At 73.8% G+C, this 23,587-nt stretch carries 4 protein-coding genes; all 4 read right to left on the bottom strand.

The features are described 5' to 3' along the window. Positions 1 to 154: 154 nt before the first annotated feature. The 4 genes from Amac_RS26225 to Amac_RS26210 are packed head-to-tail and all read right to left on the bottom strand — an operon-like array spanning position 155 to position 23,562. Positions 155 to 5,365, bottom strand: coding sequence for a type I polyketide synthase (locus Amac_RS26225; RefSeq protein ID WP_155357067.1), 5,211 nt, complete (start codon positions 5,363 to 5,365; stop codon positions 155 to 157). A 40-nt stretch (positions 5,366 to 5,405) separates the two neighbouring features. Further along, positions 5,406 to 10,778, bottom strand: coding sequence for a type I polyketide synthase (locus Amac_RS26220; protein ID WP_155357066.1), 5,373 nt, complete (start codon positions 10,776 to 10,778; stop codon positions 5,406 to 5,408). Positions 10,779 to 10,808: 30 nt separating this feature from the next. Beyond that, positions 10,809 to 16,175, bottom strand: a complete 5,367-nt coding sequence (locus tag Amac_RS26215) for a type I polyketide synthase (protein WP_155357065.1) — start codon at positions 16,173 to 16,175, stop codon at positions 10,809 to 10,811. After that, entirely contained in the window at positions 16,165 to 23,562 is a 7,398-nt protein-coding gene (locus tag Amac_RS26210) for a type I polyketide synthase (RefSeq protein WP_155357064.1), read from the bottom strand. Before Amac_RS26210 ends, Amac_RS26215 begins: the two co-directional genes overlap by 11 nt. Positions 23,563 to 23,587 lie beyond the last annotated feature (25 nt).

The following is a 23,587-nucleotide window of genomic DNA, read 5'->3' as shown; positions in this document are numbered from 1 at the left end:
GTCCTCACCTCAAGCGCCCTCACATCGGGCGTCCTCACGTCGAGCGCCCCCACATCGGGCGTCCTCACGTCGAGCGCCCCCACATCGGGCGTCCTCACGTCGAGCGCCCCCACATCGGGCGTTCTCTCTTCGGGCGTCCTCATCTCGGGCGTCCTCACTTCCGCGTCCCCGAGCGGGCGCGGCGGCGCCGCGACCCCCGTGCCGAGCTGGTGTCCAGGGCCTGGCGAGCGCCGTCGGCGGCGTCACCGGCCACCGCCGCGGCGAACTCCGCCACGGTCGGGTGTTCGAACAGCACGGCGGGCGCGATCGGCACGCCGAGCTCCTTCTCGATGGCGAGCACCATGGCCATCCCGACCAGGGAGTTGCCGCCGAGGTCGAAGAACGGGTCGTGGATGCCGACCCGGTCGATGCCGAGGTAGGCGCCCCACACGTCGGCGATGGCGAGCTCCGACTCGGTCCTGGGCGCTGCGTAGTCGGTACGGAGTTCGGGGCGCGGGAAGCGCTCGCCAAGCGAGACGACCGTGGTCGCGCCGACCAGCGCGTCGATGTCGATCATCGCGGACCAGTCCCGCAGCACGTCGCTGAGCGGCTGCCGGACCGCGAGGATGCTGCCGTGCCCGCCAGCGACGATCCGGTCCAGAAGCGCGCAGCCGGCGTCGTCGGCGAATCCATACCGCTCGCGGTAGGCGCGCACGCGTGCGGCCAGGCCGGTGGCGGACTTGAGGCTTTCGCTCTGCCAGTCGTCGTGCTGCCAGGGTCCCCAGGCGATCGACACGACCCGGGTGGCGGGCGCCGAGGCGGCGAGGGCCTCGCCATACGCGTCCAGGACGGTGTTGGCGGCGCAGTAGTCTCCTTCGCCGATGCCGCCGAACGCGGTGACGGCGGAGGAGTACAGGACGAGCAGTTCGGGCCGCCGGTCGGCGGGGGTGTCCGGGCCGACCAGCTCGGCCAGCGGCCCCATCGCGAGGATCTTCGGCGCCAGTACGGCTCCCGCATCCTCGAGCGACCTGCGCTGCGCCATCCCGCCGGCGGGGAGACCAGCGGCGTGAATGACGCCGGTGAGCATGCCGAAGTGCTCGCGGCAGCCGTCCAGCGCGGCCCGCAGCTCAGCGGGCACACCCGCGTCGGCGGTGAGCAGCAGCACCTCGGCCCCGGCGGCCTCCAGCTCGGCGACGTCCCGCAGGCTGCGCCCGGCCTTGCTGTCCGGATCGGCCCCGGCGTCGCGAGACAGCGCGGTCCTGCCGACCAACGCGAGCTTGCGCACACCGGAGCGGACCAGGTGCTTCGCCAGCGCCATGCCGAGCCCGCGAGCACCGCCAGTGATCAGGTACGCGCCGTCCGCCCGCCACGGCACCGGCGGCACCGGCGAATCGGAAACCGCGGGCACCTCGCCCCAGCCGCGCAGCCAGCGCCGCCCGCGCCGCCAGCCGGACACCCGGTCGTAGGGAGAGGCGGCGTCGTCGCGGTCGGCGTCCAGCAGCAGCTCGTAACCGATCTGACCGGCCGCGTCGCCAGGTGTCCCCGGTCGAGGGCGAACTACTCCTGGCAGATCTGGCGTGCTCGATGGGCGGTCGGCCTCCGAATCGGGATCGAGGTCAACGCCGGTCCAATCCAGGCCCGGGTACTCATGCCGGACCGCCCGCCCCAGACCGTGCGTCACGGCCCGCTGCGGTGCCGTCGCATCGCCACCGAGGATCTCGGTGGCCCCCCGGGTCACGGTCAGCAGCCGCACCCCCCGCTGGGCGGGCAGCTCGCCGAGCGCCTGGACGGCGAGCAACAGGCTGTCGAATCCGTGCCCGATGGCGGCACGAAGCTCGTCGTCGGAGGCGTGTCCGGGGACCTGAGAGGGGACATGGCCGGGGTCGTGAGAGGGGACGTGGGCGGGAACGTGAGCGGGAACCTGGCCATGGACGTTGCCGTGGCCTTGGCCTTGGACGTGGCCGTTGCCGTTGCCTTGGCCTTGGCCTTGGCCTTGGCCGTTGCCATAGCCGTTGCCGTTGCTTTGGACATGGCCGTTGTCGTGGTCTTGGCCGTTGCCTTGGCCTTGGCCTTGGCCTTGGCCTTGGCCGTTGCCATGGCCGCTGCCGTTGGCGTTGCCGTTGCTTTGGACATGGCCATTGCCGTGGCCTTGGACGTGGCCATTGCCGTGGCCTTGGACGTGGCCTTGGACGTGGCCGTTGCCATGGCCGCTGCCGTTGCCGGGGACGATGCCGTGGCCGGAAACGTGGCTGCGGACGTCGCCAGGGCCGGGGGCGCCAGCGGTGGTGAGTAGGCTCCAGAGGTGGGCTACCCGCACTGGTCCGTCCCCGCTTGCGGCGGCGAATACCTCGGTGTAGTGCTCGGGGTTGCGGGGGTCGATGATCAGGCGGCGGCCGTCGCGGCGCAGCGCGGTCCCGGCGATCACTTCCAGTACCCGCGTGCCTGCGGCGGCGGCGCGGTCGGCGAGAGCCGTGCCGATGCCGTCCGCGTCGGTGAACACGATCAGCGTTCCGTCCAGCCGCAAGTCGGCGGGCGGGGTGCCGCGCGCCGGGTCCCGCTGCCAGGCGGGCGCGAAGCAGAGGTCCGCCGGTTCGGCCAGCCGAGACGGCATCGGCTGGCTGCCGGCGCCGATCTCGGGCCAGTAGCGGGTCCGCTGGAACGGGTACGCCGGCAGGCTGAGGATGCGGCCGGGGCCCGGCTGGACGCGCTCCCAGGTCACGCTCGCGCCGAGCTCCCACAGCCGGGAGCAAGTGTCCAGCAGGTCGGCCTGGGCGTCACGCGGCGCCCCGCCCGCCCAGGAGGGCGACAGGGTGCCGAGGACCGCGGCACCGGATCCGCCGGTGAGGTTCTGCCGGACCAGGCCGCCGAGCGTCTGCCCCGCGCCGAGCTCGACGAACACGTCGATGTCCTGCTCGACGCAGTGCCGCACCGCGTCCGCGAACCTGACCGTGCTGACGAGCTGCTCTGCCCAGTACGCGCTGCTGGTGGCCTGAGCCGCAGTCATCGGCAACCCGGTCAGGTTGCACACGATCGTGGTGGCTGGAGCCTGCCGGGGCACCGAGTCGATCAGCGCGGCCAGCTTCTCCCGCGCGGGTTCAAGCAGCGCGGAGTGGAAGGCGTGCGCGGAGCGCAGCGGGCGGCAGGCGATGCCCGCGGCGACCAGCCTGGCGGTGACGGCGTCGATCTCTTCGGGCCGCCCGCTGAGGACGGTCATGGTCGGGCCGTTGAGCGCGGCGACTTCGACCTCGGCGCTGACGGCCCGGATCTGGTCCTCCCCGGCCGCGACCGCGACCATCTTCCCAGCGGGGATGGCGCTGATCAGGCGGGCGCGTTCGGTGACGATGCGCAGCGCGTCCTCAAGGGTGAAGACCCCCGCCAGGGTGGCGGCGACGTACTCGCCGAGGCTGTAGCCGAGCAGCGCGTCGGGGCGGACGCCGCGGTGCGCGAGCAGCTGGGCCAGCGCGTACTCGACGGTGAACAGGAAAGGGTGGGCGACCTCGGCGTGCGCCAGCGGGTCAATCTCGGCCGGGGCCTCGGTGCGGCCGAGCAGCGCAGCCAGGTCGCCTGAAGGGGCGGCCCGCTCGGCGGGGAAGAACAGCGGGCGCAGGTCGACGCCCTCGACGAGTTCGACGCAGCGGTCGACCGCTTCGGCGTAGACGGGTTCGGCCTGGTAGAGCTCCCGGCCCAGCCCCGCGTACTGGTCGCCGACGCCGGGCAGCAGGAAGGCGACGCGCGGCCGCCCCTTGACCCGGTTGGCGGCCCCGGACGAGGCGGCCCCCCGGAGCCTGCGGACGGCCTCGGCCACGTCGGCGCAGACCAGGACGCGGCGGTGGTCGTGCTCGGCGCGGCCGATCCGCAGCGTATGCGCGACATCGGCCAGGTCGGCGTCCGAACGGTCCTCGAGCCAGGACGCGAGGCGGGCCGCGTGCTCGCGGAACGCCGCGTCGGTGGCGGCCGAGATCGGCAGCACCTGCGGCCCTTCGACGGCCGCAGTCTCCTCGAGCGGCGGCGCGGATTCCAGCACCAGGTGGGCGTTGCTGCCGGACAGGCCGAACGAGCTGACCCCGACCAGGCCCGGGGTGCTCCCCAGCGGCACCGCGCTGACGGCCGGCCGGATCGAGCCGTCCGCCGGCACGGCGGCGGACGGCTGGGTCAGGTTGAGGGTCTTCGGGATGAGCCGGTTCTCCAGGATCAGCACCGACTTGATCAGCCCGGCCACTCCGGCGGCGGCCTGGGTGTGGCCGATGTTGGTCTTGACCGCGCCGACCCGCAGCGGACGCTCGGCGGACCGGCCGCCGAACACGTCGTGCAGCGCGGCGAGCTCGATCGCGTCGCCGAGGTGGGTGCCGGAGCCGTGCGCCTCGACGTGGTCGATGTCGTCGGGCGACACCCCGGCGGCGGCCAGCGCGCTGGTGATCACGGCGACCTGGGCGCTCCGGCTGGGGGCGGTGAGCCCGTTGCTGCGGCCGTCCTGGTTGACGGCGGAGCCGCGCAGCACGGCCCGGATGCGGCGGCCGTTCGCGATCGCCTTGGACAGGGGTTCGAGCACGACCAGGCCGCCGCCCTCGCCCATCACGTAGCCGTCGGCGGCGGCGTCGAACGTCTTGCACTTGCCGTCGGCGCAGAGCATCGAACCGGCGCAGGCCTGGATGAAGTTGCTGGGGTGGATGGTCAGCGACGCGCCCGCCGCGATGGCCAGGTCGCACTCGCCGCGCCGCAGGCTCTCGGCGGCCAGGTGCACCGCGATCAGCGACGAGGAGCAGGCGGTGTCGACCGTGAGCGTCGGGCCCGACAGGTTGAAGTGGTAGGCGATCCGCCCGGCGGCGACGCTGGCGGACGCCCCCTGGCCCAGGTACGGGTCCGCCAGCGCGTCCTGGCCCTGGCGTTCGAGCTGGAGCCGGCCGTACTGGAGGGTGTCCATGAAGCCGACGATCACGGCGGTTCGGCTGCCCGCCATCCGGGTCGGGGAGGCGCCGGCGTCCTCCAGGCCCTCCCAGGCCAGCTCGAGCAGGAGCCGCTGGTGCGGGTCCATGCGGAGCGCCTCGCGCGGGGACAGGCCGAAGAACTCGGCGTCCCAGCCGGTGATCTCCGGCAGGAACGAGCCGTGCCTGGTGTACATGCCGCCCGGGGTGCGCGGGTCGGGGTCGTAGTAGTCGTCGATGTTCCACCGCGAGGCCGGCACCTCGGAGACCGCGCTGCGGCCTTCCGACAGCAGGTCCCAGTACCCTTCGACCGTCTCGCCGCCGCCGGGGTAGCGGCAGGCCATGCCGATGATCGCGATCGGCTCGCGGGTCCGTTCCTCGGCCTCGGCGAGACGTCGGCGCGTCTGGGTCAGTTCGACGGTCACCCGCTTGAGGTAGGCGCGGAGCTTGTCCTCGGTCCCCATCTGTCGAGCCTTTCCAGTAGCGAGGGTGGTGGGTCTGCGGTCAGAGTTCGTTATCGATGAGCGCGAAGATCTCCTCGTCGGAGGCGGCGCCGATCTTCTCCACGACCCCGCCTCCGCCGCTCGGCCCGGGCGCGAGCCTGGTCAGGCCGGCCTGGAGGATGGCGACGAGCTTGCTCCTGACCGCGTCCGCCTCGCCGTTGAGGGCGCCGAGCTCGGCCTCGACCCGTTCCAGCGCACCGCGCAGCGTCTCCTCAGGCGAGGGCGCGGCGGGGGCGAGGTTCTTGAACAGGTAGTCGCTCAGCGCGGTGACGGTCGGGTGGTCGAAGACGAGCGTCGCCGGGAGCCGCAGGCCGGTCTCGGCGTTGAGCCGGTTGCGGAGTTCGACGGCGGTCAGGGAGTCGAAGCCGAGTTCGTTGAACGCCCGGTCCACGTCGACCCCGGTGGCGCTGCCGTGCGCGAGGACGGCGGCGACGTGGGCGCGGACGCCGTCGGTGAGCAGCCGCCTGGCCTCGGCCTCGGTCGTCCCGGCCAGCCGTCCCCGCAGGTCGCCACCGGAGGGCGTGAGCGCGGGTCCGCCGGATGCGGCCTGCCGGCGCGGGGGCCGGACCAGGCCGCGCAGCATCGGCGGCAGGTCGCCCAATTCGGCGCGGGCGCGGAGCCCGCCGGTGTCCCAGCTGGTGGCGACGACCAGCGGTTCCGCGCTGCCGAGCGCGGCGTCGAACAGGTCCAGGCCGGCCTCGGCGGTGAGCGGGGCGACGCCGGAGCGGGCCATTCTGGCCACGTCGCCGGGGGTGAGCGCGCCGGTCATGCCGGAGTCGGCGTCCCACAGCCCCCACGCGACCGACACGCCGGGCAGGCCGACCGCGCTGCGGTGCGCGGCGAGGGCGTCCAGGAACACGTTGGCGGCGGCGTAGTTGGACTGCCCGGCGTTGCCGAGCGTCCCGGCCAGCGAGGAGAACAGCACGAAGGCCGCCAGGGGCAGGTCGAGGGTGAGCTCGTGCAGGTGCCAGGCGGCGTCGGCTTTGGGCGCGAGGACCGCGTCCATCCGAGCGGGGGTGAGGCCTTCGACGGTGGCGTCGTCCAGGACGCCGGCGGTGTGCACGACGCCGGTCAGCGGCCGGTCGGCCGCGATCAGCGCGAGCGCGGCGGCCAGCGCGTCCCGGTCGGCGACGTCGCACGCGGCGACCGTGACCCGGGCGCCGAGCGCGCCCAGGTGGCAGACCAGCTCGCCCGCGCCGGGCGCGTCCAGGCCGCGCCGGGAAACGAGCAGCAGATCCCGTACGCCATGCCGCTCCACCAGCCGCCGGGCGACCAGCCTGCCGAGGCCGCCGGTGCCGCCGGTGACGAGCACGGTGCCGTCGGCGAGTCCCGTGAGTTCAGAGGCCGGTGCGGCGGTCCTGCGGGCCAGCCGGGGGACCAGCAGCGTGCCGCCGGAGGCCACCAACTCGATCTCCCCCGCCGCGACCGCGCCAGACACAGCCGCCCAGTCGGCGAACCCCTCCTCGGCCTCCAGCAGCACGAACCGGCCGGGATGCTCCGACATCGCGGCGCGAACCAACCCGCGCACCGCCGCGCCGGCCAGATCGCCCGGCCGGATCACGAACACCAGGCGGGAGTCGGCGAACCGCTCGTCGTCGGCCCACATCCGGACCAGGTCGAGCGCCCGGCCGGACACCTCGCGCAACGCGGCCGGCAGATCGCTTTCGGCGCTGATGGTGGTGACAACAAAGCCCTTAAGCACGTCTGGGCCGAGCGGATCGGCTCCCAGGAAGACAAATCCCGACTCGTCCCCGGCCGCTATGGCCGGTTTCACCCAATCCACCCCGTGCACGACAGCCCCCCGCGCGGGCGTCCGCGCCGGGGCGGTCCGCACTCGCAGGTTGTCGATGGAGAACACCGAGCGCCCGGAGGCATCGGCCGCCTCGACGGTCGCGTCGTCCCCCGAAGGCACCAACCGGACCCGCAGCAAGGTCGCACCCGACGCGCGCAGGCTGACGCCCCGGAACGCGAACGGCAGGCGCAGCCCGCCAGGCCCGGCGGCCAGCACCATCGGCTGGAAAGCCGCGTCCAGTACGGCCGGGTGAATGCCGAACCCGGTCACATCCAGGGTGTCGTCCACAGCGATCTCAGCAAGCAGTTCGGCGCCCCGGGTCCACATGGCGCGCACACCCTGGAAGGCAGGGCCGTACTCGTAGCCGAGCTCGGCCAGCCGCGCGTAACCGCCGTCGAGAGGGAGAGGTGTGGCGTCGGCGGGCGGCCAGGCGGTCGCCCAGGCGCACAGGTCCGCCGCGGCCGGTGCGTCGGCGACGACCCCGGAGGCGTGCCGCGTCCAGGTCCCCCCGGCGCGGGCGAAGACCCCGGTGTGGCGGCGGCCGTCGGCGTCGGGCGAGCCGACGAGCACCTGGATGGGGACGGCGCCGCTCTCGGGCAGGAACAGCGGCGCCTCGATGACCAGCTCTTCCACGTGGTCGCAGCCCGCGAGCGCGCCGCTTTCGAGGGCCAGCTCGACGAAGGCCGCGCCCGGCAGCAGCACGCCGCCGTCCACGGCGTGGTCGGCCAGCCAGGGCGCGGTCGCCGCGCCGAGCTCCCCGGCGAGCACGAACCCGCCGTCGGCCATCGGCACCACGGCGGTGAGCAGCGGGTGGCCGGAGCCGTCGATCCCGGCGGGCGCGATCCCGGCCCGCTCGGCATCGCCCAGCCAGTAGCGGCGGCGCTCGAACGCGTACGTCGGCAGGTCCACGTGCCGGTCCGGCCCGGGGTCGACGGCCGCGGTCCAGTCGACCTCGGCGCCGAGCACGTACGCCCCGGCCAGCGCGGTCAGGAACCGCTGCCAGTCGCCCGCGTCCCGGCGCAGGGTCGCGGCGACGCCCGCCGCGATCCCGGCGGACTCGCAGATCTCCCGCAGGTCGTGGCCGAGCACCGGATGCGGGCTGACCTCGATGAACAGCGGCGTGCCCGGGCCCGCGAAGGCGGTGACGGCCGGCTCGATCAGGACCGGGTTGCGGAGGCTCTCGTACCAGTAGGCGGTGGTCAGCTCGGCCGTGTCGATGAACTCGCCCCGGTGCGCGGAGCTGAACACGATGTCGGTCGGGCGGGGGGCGACCCCGTCCAGGGCGGTCAGCAGTTCCGCGCGGAGCGCTTCGATGTGCGGGGTGTGCGAGGCGTAGTCGACCGCGATCCTGCGGATCTGGACGCTGTCGGCGTGGGCGGCGGTGAACCCGTCCAGCGCGTCCACGTCACCGGCCAGGACGCAGCTGGCGGGGCTGCTGCGCACCGCGATCCAGATCCGGTCCCGCCACGGCTCCAGCAGCTCGCGGACCTGGTCGGCGGGGAGTGACACGGCGAGCATGCCGCCGGTGCCGCTGAGCTTGACCAGGGCCGCGCTGCGCAGCGCGACGATCTTCGCGGCGTCTTCGAGGGAGAGCGCGCCCGCCACGCAGGCGGCGGTGATCTCGCCCTGCGAGTGGCCGACCACGGCCGCGGGCTCGACGCCGAGCGAGCGCCACAGCGCGGCCAGCGAGACCATGACCGCGAACAGCACCGGCTGGATGACGTGGGACCCGTCGAGCTCCGGCGCTCCCTCGTCCGCGCGGAGCACGCCGGTGACCGACCAGCCGGTGTACGGGCGCAGGGCTTTCTCGCAGCGCTGCATCTGCGCGCGGAACGCCTCGTTGGAGTCGAGCAGGTCGACCGCCATGCCGGCCCACTGGGAGCCCTGGCCGGGGAAGACGAACACCGGCCGCACGTCGGCGGGGGCGACCCCGGTCGCGACCGCGGGGTGCTGGGCGCCTTCGGCGAGGGCGGTCAGACCGGCGACCAATTCCGCACGGTCGGCGGCAATGACGACGGCGCGGTGGGCGAAGCCGGAGCGGCGGGCCAGGACGCGGCCGGCGGCGGGGAGGTCGGCTTCGGGGGCGGTCCCGGCGAACGCGCTCAGCCGGGCGGCCTGGCCGCGCAGGGAGGCGGCGGACTTCGCGGAGAGGACCCAGACGAGGCGATCGCCGGTCGCCTCCTCGGTCGCCGTCTCGGTCTCGGGTGCTTCCTCCAGGATGACGTGCGCGTTCGTGCCGCTGATCCCGAAGCTCGACACGCCCGCCCGCACCGTACGCCCGACAGGCAGCCGGACCGTCTCGGTGAGCACCCGCACCCCGCCCGACGACCAGTCCACATGCGGCGTCGGCTCCGCCACGTGCAGGGTCACCGGCAGGGTCCGGTGCTCCAGCGCCTTGATCATCTTGATCACGCCGGCCACTCCGGCGGCGGCCTGGGTGTGCCCGATGTTCGACTTCACCGAGCCGAGCCAGAGCGGCCGGTCGGCGGATCGCCTCCGGCCGTAGGTAGCGAGCAGGGCCTGGGCCTCGATCGGGTCGCCGAGCCGGGTGCCGGTGCCGTGCGCCTCGACGACATCGACATCGCGGGTGTCGAGCCGCGCGTCGGCGAGCGCCTGCAGCACGACCCGCTCCTGGGCGGGGCCGTTGGGCGCGGTCATGCCGTTGCTCGCGCCGTCCTGATTGACGGCAGAGCCGCGCACCACCGCAAGGATCTTCCGGGCGTTTCGCCGCGCGTCCGATAAGCGTTCCAGCACGAGCATGCCGACGCCCTCGGCCCAGGCCGCGCCGTCGGCGGTCGAGCTGAAGGACTTGCAGCGGCCGTCGGCGGAGATCGCCCGCTGCCGGGAGAACTCGATGAACGGCTCCGGCGAGACCATCACGGTGACGCCTCCCGCGAGCGCCATCGTGCACTCCCCCCGCCGCAGCGCCTGCACCGCGAGATGCAACGCCACCAGCGAGGACGAGCAGGCCGTGTCCACCGAGATGGACGGCCCTTCCAGCCCGAACGTGTACGACACCCGCCCCGACAGCACACTCGACGCGCTGGAGGTGAACAGCGTCCCTTCGACCGAGCCGGGAACCACGCCGAGGAAGCGGTTGGCGTAGTGCTCGTACATGTTCCCGACGTAGACCCCAGTGCTGCTGCCGCGCAGCGTGTCCGGGTCGATCCCGGCCCGCTCGAACGCCTCCCAGGACGACTCCAGCACGAGCCGGTGCTGCGGGTCGGTGGCCAATGCGCTGCGCGGGCTCATCCCGAAGAACGCCGCGTCGAAGTCGGCGGCGTCGTACAGGAATCCGCCATGGCGGGTGTACGACTTGCCCACAGCGTCCGGATCCTGGTCATACAGGTCAGTGGCCCACCCCCGGTCAGCGGGGAACTCGCCGATCGCGTCCACGCCGCCCGCCACCAGGTCCCACAGCTCCTCGGGACTGGTCACCCCGCCGGGATAGCGGCAAGCCATGCCGACGATCGCGATGGGTTCGTGCCGGCGCTCCTCCAGTTCCGCGAGGTGCTCGCGGGTGTCCTCCAGCTCGACCATCGCGCGCTTGAGGTAGTCGCGGAGTCTGTCCTCAGTACTCATCGGTCCCGCCTTTCCTTCGAGAGCCACGGGTCACCGCTCGTTGTCGATGAGCGCGAAGATCTCCTCATCGGAGGCCGAGTCGATCTTGTCCGCCACGTCGTCCGGATCGTCCGCGGTCCCGGCGGCGGTGAAGCGGTTCAGGCCGCTCTGCAGGATCGCGACGACCTTGTTCCTGATCGCGTCCCCGGCGGCCGCCGTGATCATCGATTCCACCCGTTCCAGCGCGCCGCGCAGCATCTCCTCGGGCGAGGGAGCGGCCGGCGCCAGGCTCTTGAACAGGTAGTCGGTCAGCGCGTTCACGGTCGGGTGGTCGAACACCAGCGTCGCCGGGAGCGTCAGGCCGGTCTCGGCGTTGAGCCGGTTGCGGAGCTCGACGGCGGTGAGCGAGTCGAAGCCGAGTTCGTTGAACGCCCGGTCGACGCCGACGCTGGCGGCGTTGCCGTGCGCGAGGACGGCGGCCACGTGGGCGCGGACGGTGTCGGTGAGCAGGCGCAGCGCGTCAGGCTGGGCCATACCGGCCAGCCGGTCACCGAGCCCGCCGGTCGATCCGGCGGCTGGTCCCCCGGCGGCGGCCCGGCGCGGGACGCGGACCAGGCCGCGCACCATCGGCGGCAGGTCGCCGGCCTCGGCCCTGGCCCGCAGCCCGGCGGTGTCCCACCTGACCGCGACGACGAGCGGTTCCGGGCTGCCGAGCGCCGCGTCCAGGAGGTCCAGGCCCTGCTCGACGGTGAGCGGGGCGATGCCGGAGCGGGCCAGCCGGGCCGTGTCGGCCTCGCTCAGCGTGCCGGACATGCCCGATTCGGTGTCCCAGAGCCCCCACGCGACCGACACGCCGGGCAGTCCCGCCGTACGGCGATGCGCGGCCAGCGCGTCCAGGAACACGTTCGCGGCGGCGTAGTTGCCCTGCCCCGGGTTGCCGAGCACGCCGGCCAGCGAGGAGAACAGCACGAAGGCCGACAGCGGCAGGTCGAGGGTGAGCTCGTGCAGGTGCCAGGCGGCGTCGGCCTTGGGCGCGAGGACCGCGTCCATCCGGGCGGGGGTGAGGCCTTCGACGGTGGCGTCGTCGAGCACGCCAGCCGTGTGGATGACCGCGGTGAGCGGCCGATCGGCCGGGATGAGCGCGAGCGCGGCGGCGAGCGCGTCCCGGTCGGCCACGTCGCATGCGGCGACCATCACCCGGGCGCCGTAGCTGCCCAGGTGGGAGACGAGCTGGCCCGCGCCGGGCGCGTCCAGGCCGCGCCTGGAGACGAGCAGCAGATCCCGCACGCCGTGCCGCTCCACCAGCCGCCGCGCGACCAGGCTGCCGAGGCCGCCGGTGCCGCCGGTGACCAGCACCGTGCCGGATCCCAGGTCGGCCGGGGCCTCGATCGGGCGGCGGGCCAGCCGGGGTGCCAGGAGCGCGCCGTCGCGGGCGGTGAGCTGCGATTCGCCCGCGCTCACCGCGGCGGCGACCGAACCCCAGGAGGTGAACTCGGGCCCGGCGTCCAGCAGGACGAACCTGCCGGGGTGCTCGGACTGCGCCGTCCGTACCAGGCCTTGCACGGCCGCGCCAGCCAGGTCGTCGGCGCGGATGCGGAACACCAGGCGGGAGCCGGTGAAGCGGTCGCCGGTGACCCAGGTCTGGATCAGGTCGAGCGCCTGGCTCGACAGCTCGCGGACGGCGGCGGGCACATCCCCGGCGGTGGCGGTCAGGGTGGCCACCACGAACTCGGGGACGGGGTCCAGCGACGGGAGGAGGATCGGGTCCAGGAACGCGAACCCGGAACCGTCCCCGCCCGATGCGGGCACCTCCACCCAGTCCACCCCGTGCGGCACCGGGCCGGTCGACGTGGCGAGTGCGGCCACCGGGACCGTGCGGACCCGGAGCGATTCCATCGAGAACACCGGTCCCCCCGACCCGTCGGCTGCCTGGATGGCGCACCCGTCGGCGCCGATGGGCGTGAGCCGTACCCGCAGGTGCCGGGCCCCGGCGGCGAGCAGCCGCACCCCGCGGAACTCGAACGGGAGGCGGAGTTCACCGGCGGTGTCGACGGCGGCCAGCAGCATGGGGTGGAACATCGCGTCGAAGAGGGCGGGGTGGAGGCCGTAGCCGGTGACGTCCAGGTCGTCGTCGATGGCAACCTCGGCGAGCAGGTCGTCGCCCTGCCGCCAGAGGGCGCGGACGCCCTGGAAGGCGGGGCCGTACTCGTAGCCGAGGTCGGCCAGCCGCTCGTAACCGCCGTCGACGGCGACCGGGATGGCGTCGGCGGGCGGCCAAACGCCTGCCCAGGCGGCGTCCGCGGCGGGAGTCTCGGCTGCGGTCACGAGGCCGGAGACGTGCCGGGTCCAGGCGGCCTCCGCGTCGCCTGCGGGCCGGGAGTAAACCCGGACCGGGCGGGGTCCTTCGGCGTGCTGGATGACGACCTGCACGTCTACCGCGCCGCGCAGCACCAGCGGGGCCTCGAACGTGATCTCCTCGACCCGGTCGCAGCCGAGCCGGCCGCCCGCGTCCAGCACCAGGTCGACCAGCGCCGCGCCGGGCAGCACGGCCGAGCCGAGCATCACGTGCTCGCTCAGCCAGGGCGCGGACGCGGTGGTGAGCCGCCCGGTGAGGATCGTGGTGCCGTCGTCGGCGAGGTCGACGGCCGCGCCCAGCAGGGGGTGGCCGACGCCGCGCAGCCCGGCCACGGCGACATCGCCGGTGTCGATCCGCGAGGTCAGCCAGAACCGCTCGCGGTCGAACGCGTAGGTGGGCAGCTCCACGTGCGCGCCGCCGCCGGACAGCGCCGCCCAGTCGACCGGGACGCCGGCGACGGCCGCCCGCGCGAGGCAGGCGACGAGCGAGTCCGGCTCGGACTGCTGCCGCCGGTGCAGCGAGACGATCACCGCCTCCGGACCAGTGACGCAGTCGTGCGCCATCCCGGCCAGCACCGCGTCGGGCCCGACCTCCAGGAAGGCGCGGACGCCATCCGCCTCCAGCCGGGCGATCATCGGCTGGAACAGGACCGCGTGCCGGATCTGGTCCAGCCAGTACGACGGCTCCGTCCAGCTGGCGTCCCCACCCAGGTTGGTGGCGGCCGGGATCTGCGGCTCGGTGAACAGGACGGTCCGCAGTTCGGCCTCGAACGCGGCGAGCATCGGCTCCATCAGCGGCGAGTGGAAGGCGTGGCTGACCGGCAGCCTGCGGGTGCGGCGGCCGAGCTCGCGCCAGCGCGCCCCGACCGCGAGCGTCGCCTCCTCGGCGCCGGACACCACGACGGAGGCGGGCCCGTTGACGGCCGCGAAGCCGACCTGGCCGGTCAGCCCGGGCCGTACCTCCTCGACGCTCGCCTCGATGGCGACCATCGCGCCGGGCACGTCCAGCGCCTGCATGAGCCGGCCCCTGGCGGTGATCAGCCGGGCCGCGTCGGCCAGCGACCAGATGCCGGACACGTGCGCGGCGGCGAACTCGCCGACCGAGTGGCCGGCCACGAAGTCGGGAGTGACGCCCAGCGATTCGAGCAGCCGGTAGGCGGCCACCTCGTAGGCGAACAGGGCGGGCTGGGTGTAGCGGGTCTTGTTCAGCAGGGCCGCGTCCGGAGTGCCGGGCTCGGCCCACATGACCTGGCGGAGCGGCCGGTCCAGGTAGCGGTCCAGGGCGGCGCAGACCTCCTCCAGCGCGGCGGCGAACACCGGCGAGGCTGCCGCCAGCTCGCGGCCCATCCCGGCCCGCTGGCCGCCCTGCCCCGTGAACAGGAACGCCAGCCGGGGCCGGTCCGGCGCGACACCGGTGATCTGCTCGGGCCCGGACAGGCCCGCCAGCAGGGTTTCCCGGTCGTGGCCGATTACGACGGCGCGGTGCTCGAACCTGGCCCGCTCGGTGGCGAGGGCGTGCGCGACATCGGCGGGGGCCAGCGTCGGGTCGGCGCTGACCAGCTGGTGCAGCCGGGCCGCCTGCTCGCGCAGCGACGCGGCGGTGCGGGCGGTGAGCAGCCACGCGTGCGGGGCGCCCGCGACCGCAGGGGCCTGGGTCGGCGGTTCCGGCTGCTCGGGAGGCTCTTCGAGGATGACGTGCGCGTTCGTGCCGCCGATGCCGAAGGAGGAGACACCGGCCCGGCGCGGGTGGCCCTCGCGGGTCCAGCGGCGCGCGCCGGTCAGCAGCCGGACGCCGCCGGACGGCCAGTCCACCTGGGCGGTGGCGTCGTCCACGTGCAGCGTGCGGGGCAGCACGCCATGCCGCATCGCCTGCACCATCTTGATCACGCCGGCCACCCCGGCGGCGGCCTGGGAGTGGCCGATGTTCGACTTCACCGAGCCCAGCCAGAGCGGGCGGTCCTTGGGGCGGCCCTGCCCGTACGTGGCGAACAGCGCGCCCGCTTCGATCGGGTCGCCGAGCCGGGTGCCGGTGCCGTGCGCCTCGACGGCGTCGATGTCGCGGGCGTCCAGCCGGGAGTCGGCGAGCGCCTGCTCGACGACCCGCTCCTGGGCGGGGCCGTTCGGCGCGGTGAGCCCGTTGCTGGCGCCGTCCTGGTTGACGGCCGAGCCGCGGATGAGGGCCAGCACGCGGCGGCCGTTGCGGCGCGCGTCCGACAGCCGCTCCAGCAGCAGGATGCCGACGCCCTCGGCCCAGGCCACGCCGTCCGCGTCGGCCGAGAACGACTTGCACCGCCCGTCCGGCGACAGCGCGCGCTGCCGGGAGAACTCGACGAACGAGTCAGGGGTGGCCATCACGGTGACGCCTCCCGCGAGCGCCATCGCGCACTCGCCGCGCCGCAGCGCCTGCACGGCCAGGTGCAGCGCGACCAGCGAGGACGAGCAGGCCGTGTCCACCGAGATGGACGGCCCTTCCAGCCCGAACGTGTACGACACCCGCCCCGGCAGCACGCTCGGCGCGCTCGACACCAGCAGCGTGCCCTCCACCCCTTCGGGCACCGCACCGTCGGTGAACCGGGTGGAGTAGTCGCTGTACATGTTCCCGACGTAGACCCCGGTGCCGCTGCCGCGCAGCGTGGCCGGGTCGATCCCGGCCCGCTCGAAGGCCTCCCAGGACGTCTCCAGCACGAGCCGGTGCTGCGGGTCGGTGGCCAGCGCGCTGCGCGGGCTCATCCCGAAGAACGCCGCGTCGAAATCGCCCGCGTCGTACAGGAAACCGCCGTGCCGGGCGTACGACTTGCCCATCGCCTCCGGGTCGGGGTCGTAGATCCCCTCGACGTCCCAGCCCCGGTCGGCGGGCATGTCGCCGATGGCGTCGCGGCCCGCGGCGACCAGGTCCCACAGCTCTTCCGGGCTGGTCACCCCGCCCGGGTAGCGGCAGGCCATGCCGACGATCGCGATGGGTTCGTGCCGGCGGTCGTCGCTGTCGCTGAGCCGCTGCCGGGTCTCCGCCAACTCGACGATCGCGCGCTTGAGATATTCGCGCAGTTTGTCCTCAGTCGCCATGACCGGACCTTTCCAGTGAGGACCTCAGGGGTGACGCCTTGGTTCGGTCGTCGAGCAAGGCGAAGATCTCCTCGTCCGAGGCGGAGCTGAGTTTCTCCGCCGCGTCCGTGGTGCCGCTCGGGCTCGCGCGGAACCTGGTGATCGTGGCGGCCCCGAAGGTTTCCAGACCGCTCTGCAGAATCGCGACGAGCTTGCCGCGAAGGGCGTCCCCGTCGCCGTTGGCGGCGGCGACCATGGATTCGACCTGCTCCAGCGCGCCGCGCAGGGTGTCTTCGGCGGAGGGCGCGGCGGGCGCCAGGGCGCGGAACAGGTGGTCGGTGAGGGTCGCGATGGTGGGGTGGTCGAACACCAGCGTGGCCGGGAGCCGCAGCCCCGTGTCGGCGTTGAGCCGGTTGCGCAGCTCGACCCCGGTGAGGGAGTCGAAGCCGAGTTCGTTGAAGGCGCGATCGACGCCGATGCTGCTCGCGTTGCCGTGCGCCAGGACGGCGGCGACGTGCGAGCGGACGACGTCGAGCAGGTGGGCGTGGGCGTCGGCCGGGGCGAGGTGGGCGAGACGCTCGGCCAGGCCGGCCGTCGCGGTCGCTTTCGCAGTGGCCTTCTCGGTGGTACGGCGTGGGGTGCGGACCAGGCCGCGCAGGGGCGGGGGCAGCTCGCCGGCCGCCGCCCGCGCGCGGAGCCCGGCGGTATCCCAGGTCGCGGCCACCAGGAGGGGAGCCTGGGTGGTCAGGGCCGCGTCGAAGAGCGCCAGACCTTGCTCGGCGCTCATCGGGGCGATGCCGGTGCGGGCCAGCCGGGCCGTGTCGGTATCGGACAGCGTGCCGGACATTCCCGATTCGGTGTCCCAGAGGCCCCAGGCGATGGAGACCGCCGGAAGGTTCATGGCGTGGCGGTGTACGGCGAGCGAGTCCAGGAAGGCGTTCGCGGCGGCGTAGTTGCCCTGGCCGGGGTTGCCGAGCACGCCCGCCACAGAAGAGAACATCAGGAACGTGGTCGCGCCTGGGGTGAGTTCGTGCAGGTGCCAGGCGGCGTCGGCCTTCGGCGCGAACACGGTGTCCAGGCGCTCGGCCGACATGCCCTCGACGGTGACGTCGTCCAGGACGGCGGCGGTGTGGATGACGGCGGTGACCGGATGACCGGCGAGGAGGGCGGCCAGCCGGGTGCGGTCGGACACGTCGCAGGCGGCGATGGTCACGCTCGCGCCCTGGGCTTCCAGGTCCGCGCGCAGTTCTGCCGCACCGGGCGCGTCGGGGCCGCTCCGGGAGACCAGCAGCAGATCCTGTACGCCGTGCCGCTCCACCAGCCGCCGGGCGACCAGCATGCCAAGCCCGCCGGTGCCACCAGTGACGAGCACGGTGCCCGCGCTCAGGTCTGCCCCGGCACCAACGCCCGCACCCGCACCGGATTCGTCCTGATTCGCGATGGTCTGGCGAGCCAGGCGAGGGGCCAGGACCGCGCCGTCGCGCGTCACGAGTTGTGTTTCGCCCGCCGCCACCGCCGCTGCGGCCACGCCCCACGCGGTGAACCCTTCTTCCACATCCAGTAGGACAAATCGCCCTGGATGCTCGGATTGCGCGGAGCGCACCAGGCCCCAGACCGCGCCGCCCGCCGGCGAACTCCGCGCCGCCCGGGTGACGAACACCAGCCGCGACCCGGCGAACCGCTCGTCGCCCACCCAGGCCTGGATGAGGTTGAGGGCCTGGTACATCCCGTCGTGCGCGTCATACGGGAGGTCGTCGTCATCCGGCAGGCACGGCACCAGCACGGTGGCCGGCACGTCGCCGGTGGACGTCTCCACCAGGGACGCGAGGTCGTAGTAGCGCGGCGCGGTCACCCCGGTCTTGGCCAGCGCCGCGCCGATCTCGTCGGCGAAGCCGTCGTACCCGACGATGGCCCAGCGCTGATCGGTCAGGTCGGCGTCCGGCATCGCCAGGTCGATCCAGTCGATCCCGTACGCCTCCGCGGCCTGCTGCGCCGCGCCGCGCGACACACTGCGCAGGTGGAGAGCGTCGGCTTCGGCGATCTTGAATCCGGCGCCGTCGTAGATCGCCAGCGAGTCGCCGGACAGGTGCACCCGGAGGGAGTCCGCGCCCTGGGCGGACGCCCGTACCCCGCTCCAGGAGAAGGGCAGCAGCAGCGTGCCGGGGTCGCGCGCCTCGTCGGCGGCGTCCAGGACGAGGAGGTGGAGGGCCGCGTCCAGCAGCGCCGGGTGCAGCGTGAACCTGTCCCCGCGCAGCGGCTCAGGCAGCGCGACCTCCACGTAGGTGTCCGTGCCGGAGCGCCAGGCGGCGCGCAGGCCCTGGAAGGCGGGGCCGTACTGGTAGCCGTGGTCGGCCAGCCGCTGGTAGGCGTCGGCGATGTCGACGGGCGCGCCGGGCGGCCAGGCCAGCCGGTCGGCGGCGACGGGGGCCGACATCGCGAGCGTGCCGGCCGCGTGCCGGGTCCACGGGAGCTCACCGGCGGGGCGGGCGTGCACGGTGAACGCGCGACGACCTTGTTCATCGGCGTGCGCGACGGCGACCTGGACGTCGACCGACCACGCGCCGCGCAGCGGCAGCGGCGCTTCGAGCGTCAGATCCTCGACCTCGTCGCACTCCGCCGCAGCCGCGGCTGCCAGCGCGAACTCCACGAATGCCGTACCCGGCAGGATCGCGTCGCCGTCGACGATGTGATCACCCAGCCAGGGCGCGCCACCGCGCGACAGCCGTCCCCTGAGCAGGAATCCGCCGTCCCCGGCCAGCGGAACGACCTCACCGAGCAGCGGATGCCCCGCCGTGGCGTCGCCGTCGAGCCAGTAGCGGCTGCGCTCGAACGGATACGTGGGCAGGTCGACGTGGTGACCCGGCCCATCGGCGAGCGCGGCGGCCCAGTCGATGCCCGCGCCCAGCACGTACGCGTGGGCGGCGGCCAGCAGGAACCGCGGCCGGCCGCCCTGATCGCGCCGGAGCGTGCCGGTGGCGCCGCCCGGCCTGCCCGCGGCCGCCAGGGTGTCCTGGACATGCCCGGTCAGTACGGGATGCGGGCTGGCCTCGATGAAGACCGGAGTGCCGTCGAACGCCTCGATGGCCTGCTGGAAGCGGACCGGGGTGCGGAGACTGGTGAACCAGTAGTCGGCGGTGAGCTCGGCGGGATCGAGGAACGCGCCGTCGCGGGCCGAGCAGAACGCGACCCCGGTCGGGCGCGGCGTGATGTCGCCGAGCGTGGCGAGCAGCTCGTCGCGCAGCGCCTCGATGTGCGGGGTGTGCGCGGCGTAGTCGATCGCGACCGGCCGGGTCCGCACGCCCTCGCCGCAGTCCGCCGCGTACTCGGCCAGCGCGTCCAGATCACCGGCGATGACCGTGTCGGCCGGGCCGCTGTACACGGCCGGCCACAGCCTGCCCTCCCAGCGGGCCAGGTCGATCCGCTCGGCCGGCAGCGACACGGCGAGCATCCCGCCGGTGCCGCCCAGCTTCATCAGCGCCTTGCTCCGCAGCGCCACGATCTTCACCGCGTCCGCCAGGGACAGCGCCCCCGCGACGCACGCTGCGGTGATCTCCCCCTGCGAATGCCCGACCACAGCCGTGGGATCGACCCCCACCGACCGCCACAACTCGGCCAGCGACACCATCACCGCGAACAGCACCGGCTGGATGACGTCGGATCCTTCGAGCTTCGGCGCCCCTTCGGCTTCCCGCAGCACGTCCGCCACCGACCAGCCGACGTACGGCGCGAGCGCGTCCGCGCATCGGGTCAGGTGCTCCCGGAACACGTCACTGGATTCGAGGAGCTCGACGGCCATCCCGGCCCACTGCGACCCTTGCCCGGGGAAGACGAACACCGGCCGCACCTCGCCACCGGCGACCCCCGTCACCACGGCTCCGTGCGGCGCCCCGGCGGCGACGGCCGCCAGCCCGTCGAGGAGTTCCGCTCGATCCCGCGCGACCACGACAGCCCGGCACGCGAAGTTCGCCCGCCGCGACAACATCCGCCCGGCGGCTGGGAGATCCTCCTCGGCCGCACCCTCGGCGAACGCACCGAGCCGCACAGCGTGATCCCGGAGCGCGGCCTCGGTCTTCGCCGACAGCACCCAGACCAGCGCGGAGCCAGAACCGCTCGGCTGCTCCCCGCCTGTGGCGACCGGGCGTTCCAAGATGACGGGGGCGTTAGTGCCGCTGATGCTGAATCCGTTCGGCTGCTCTCCGCTTGTGGCGACCGGGCGTTCCGGGATGACGTGGGCGTTGGTGCCGCTGGTGCCGAAACCGTTCGGCTGCTCTCCGCTTGTGGCGATCGGGCGTTCCAGGATGACGTGGGCGTTGGTGCCGCTGATGCCGAAGCTGGAGACGGCCGCGCGGAGCGGGCGGTCGGCGGGGAGGTCGACGGGTTCGGTGAGGAGGCGAACCTGACCGGCGGACCAGTCGACCTGAGCGCTGGGCTCGTCGGCGTGCAGGGTTCGCGGGAGTTTGCGGTGCTCCAGAGACTTGATCATTTTGATCACGCCGCCGACCCCCGCGGCAGCTTGGGTGTGGCCGACGTTGGATTTCAGGGAGCCGAGCCAGACCGGCCGCTCGGAATCGCGGCCGGTACCGTACGCGGCGATGATCGATTCGGCTTCGATCGGGTCGCCGAGGCGGGTCCCGGTGCCGTGCGCCTCGACCACGTCGACCTGGGCGGCGGAGACCCGGGCGTCGGCGAGGGCCTGGCGGATGACGTCCTGCTGGGCTTGGCCGCTCGGGGCGGTGAGGCCGTTGCTCGCGCCGTCCTGGTTGACCGCGCCGCCTCGGAGGACGGCCAGGATCGGGTGCCCGTGTCGTACCGCGTCGGACTGCCGTTCGAGCAGGAGCAGGCCCGCTCCCTCGCCCCAGCCGGTGCCGTCCGCCCGCGCGGAGAACGCCTTGCAGCGGCCGTCCACGGCGAGCCCGCTCTGGCGGCTGAACTCGACGAACAGTCCGGGGCTGGACATCACGGTCGCGCCCCCGGCCAGCGCCAGCGAGCATTCGCCGCGCCGCAGCGCTTGCATGGCCAGCACGATCGCGACCAGCGACGACGAGCACGCCGTGTCGACCGTGATCGCCGGGCCGCGCAAGCCCAGCGCGTACGCGATCCGGCCGGACGCGACGCTGAGCGCGGTGCCGGTCAGCAGGTGGCCGTCGGCGACGCCGGTGGGCTGGTGCAGGCGCGGGCCGTAGTCGGAGGCCATCGCGCCGACGAACACGCCGGTGGGGGTGCCGCTGAGCGTGACGGGATCCAGGCCGGCGCGTTCGACGGTCTCCCAGGCGATCTCCATCAGCAGCCGCTGCTGGGGATCCATGGCGGCCGCTTCCCGGGGGCTGATCCCGAAAAATCCGGCGTCGAACCGATCCGCGCCGGTGAGGAACCCGCCATAACGGGTGTCGCTGGTGCCCGACAGCGCGTCGAGATCCCAGCCGCGATCCTCGGGGAACTCCCCGATGGCGTCGGTGCCGGTACGGACGAGCTGCCACAGCTCCTCGGGCGTCGTGACACCGCCGGGGTAGCGGCAACCCATCGCGACCACCACGATCGGGTCGCCGTCGACCTGGGTCGGCTCGACCGGATCTGCCGCGGCCACACCGCCGCTGGTCAGCGCATACAGGTGATCGGCGAGCCGGTCCGGCGTCGGGTGATCGAACAACAGCCCGGTGGGCAGCCGCAGCCCGATCGCGGCGCGCAACCTGGCCCGCAGATCCTCCGCGGCCGCCGAGTCAAAACCAAGATCCTTGAATGTCCGGTACGGCTCGACGCCCGCACCGTCCTGATGCCCGAGCACACCGGCGGCGGTGGCGAGAACCAGCTCGCGGATCTCCCGTCGCGAGAGACCAGTCGGCGCGTCCCCGGTCTCCGAGCTCGCCGTCGGGATCCGCGTTGAGCGGGGCGCGACCGCGACCGGGTCGTACTGGCGGCGCTGGAACGGATAGGTCGGCAGGTCGATCAGCCGTGCGCCCGGGAGCTGGGCGGCCCAGTCGACGGGAGCCCCCCATGTGTACGCCTCCGCCAGCGACCGCGTGAAACGCTCTGGCCCGCCGTCGCCGCGCCGCAGCGTCCCGACGACCGCGACGTCCAGCTCCGCGGCCTCGGCCGTCTCGGCGACGCCGGTGCCGAGCACGGGATGCGGGCTGCATTCGATGAACAAGCCGGTGCCCAGGTCGAGCGCCCGCCGGGTGGCCTGCGCGAACCGGACCGGCTGCCGCAGGCTGCGGTACCAGTACTCGGCGTCGAGCCCGGCTGTGTCCAGCGGCTCGCCGGTGAGGGTGGAGACGAACGGCATCGGAACGCTGACTGGCCGGATCGGCTCCAGCGCGGCGATGACCTCATCCCGAATGCCCTCGACCTCGGCCGAATGGGACGCGTAGTCGACCGGCAGCAGCTTGACCCGGTGCCCATCGGCGACGAGCCGCTCCCCCAGCTCGGCGAGCGCCTCACGCGGCCCGGACACGACCGCTGAGCGCGGGCCGTTGAACGCGGCCACGCCCACCTGCGGCGCCAGCGGCCTGACTGCCTCTTCGACGACGTCGAGCGGTGCGGCGATCGACATCATGCCGCCGCGTCCGGCGATCCCGGCGATGGCCCGGCTGCGCAGCGCCACAACCCGCGCCCCGTCCGCCAGGCTCAGCGCCCCAGCGACGGTGGCCGCAGCGATCTCGCCCTGCGAATGCCCAAGGACCAGGTCGGGTTCGACCCCGCGCGCCCGCCACAGCCCGGCGAGCGACACCATGACAGCCCACAGCGCCGGCTGCACCACATCGACCCGGTCCAACCCGGGCGCGCCTGGCGCACCACGCAGGACGTCAAGGACGGAGTAGTCGACGAACGATGCGAGCGCCGCGCCGCACGACCCGATCAGCCCGGCGAACTCCGGCGACCCATCGAGCAGCTCGGCGGCCATCCCCGCCCACTGCGACCCCTGCCCCGGAAAGACGAACGCCCGCCGACCGGCGATGACAGAACCACTCACCACCGACTCATCAGGCCGCCCACCGGCGAACGCGTCGAGCGCTTCCCGGCGACGCTCCCCGAGGACGACCGCCCGATGCTCAAAGCTCGCCCGGGTCCGTACCAGCGAGAGGGCCACATCGGCGACGCCAACCGCCGGCTCGCCGACGACCCGGTCGCGCAGCCGTCCGGCCTGCGCCCGAAGCGCCTCAGCCGACCGCGCGGAGATCACCCAGGGCGTTCCCGCGCCCGCGTCCCCGCTTCGAGGGGTTTCGACGGTCCCAGGGGCTTCGGCAGTTTGCTTGGTCTCGGCGGTCGCGGAAGCTTCGGCGGTTCGCGGGGCCTCAGCAGTCGCGGGGACTTCGGCGGTTCGCGGGGTCTCAGCGGTCGCGGGGGCAGGCTCCTCATGGATCTGCCGGATCAGCGGGCGGGTCTCGGCGGTTCGAGGGGTCTCGGCGATCACAGAGGCTTCGGCGGTTTGCTTGGTC

It is taken from the genome of Acrocarpospora macrocephala, from assembly GCF_009687865.1.
Lineage (GTDB): Bacteria > Actinomycetota > Actinomycetes > Streptosporangiales > Streptosporangiaceae > Acrocarpospora > Acrocarpospora macrocephala.
Note: the sequence above shows the minus strand (reverse complement) of the source record. Positions and strands in the feature narration are given on the sequence as shown.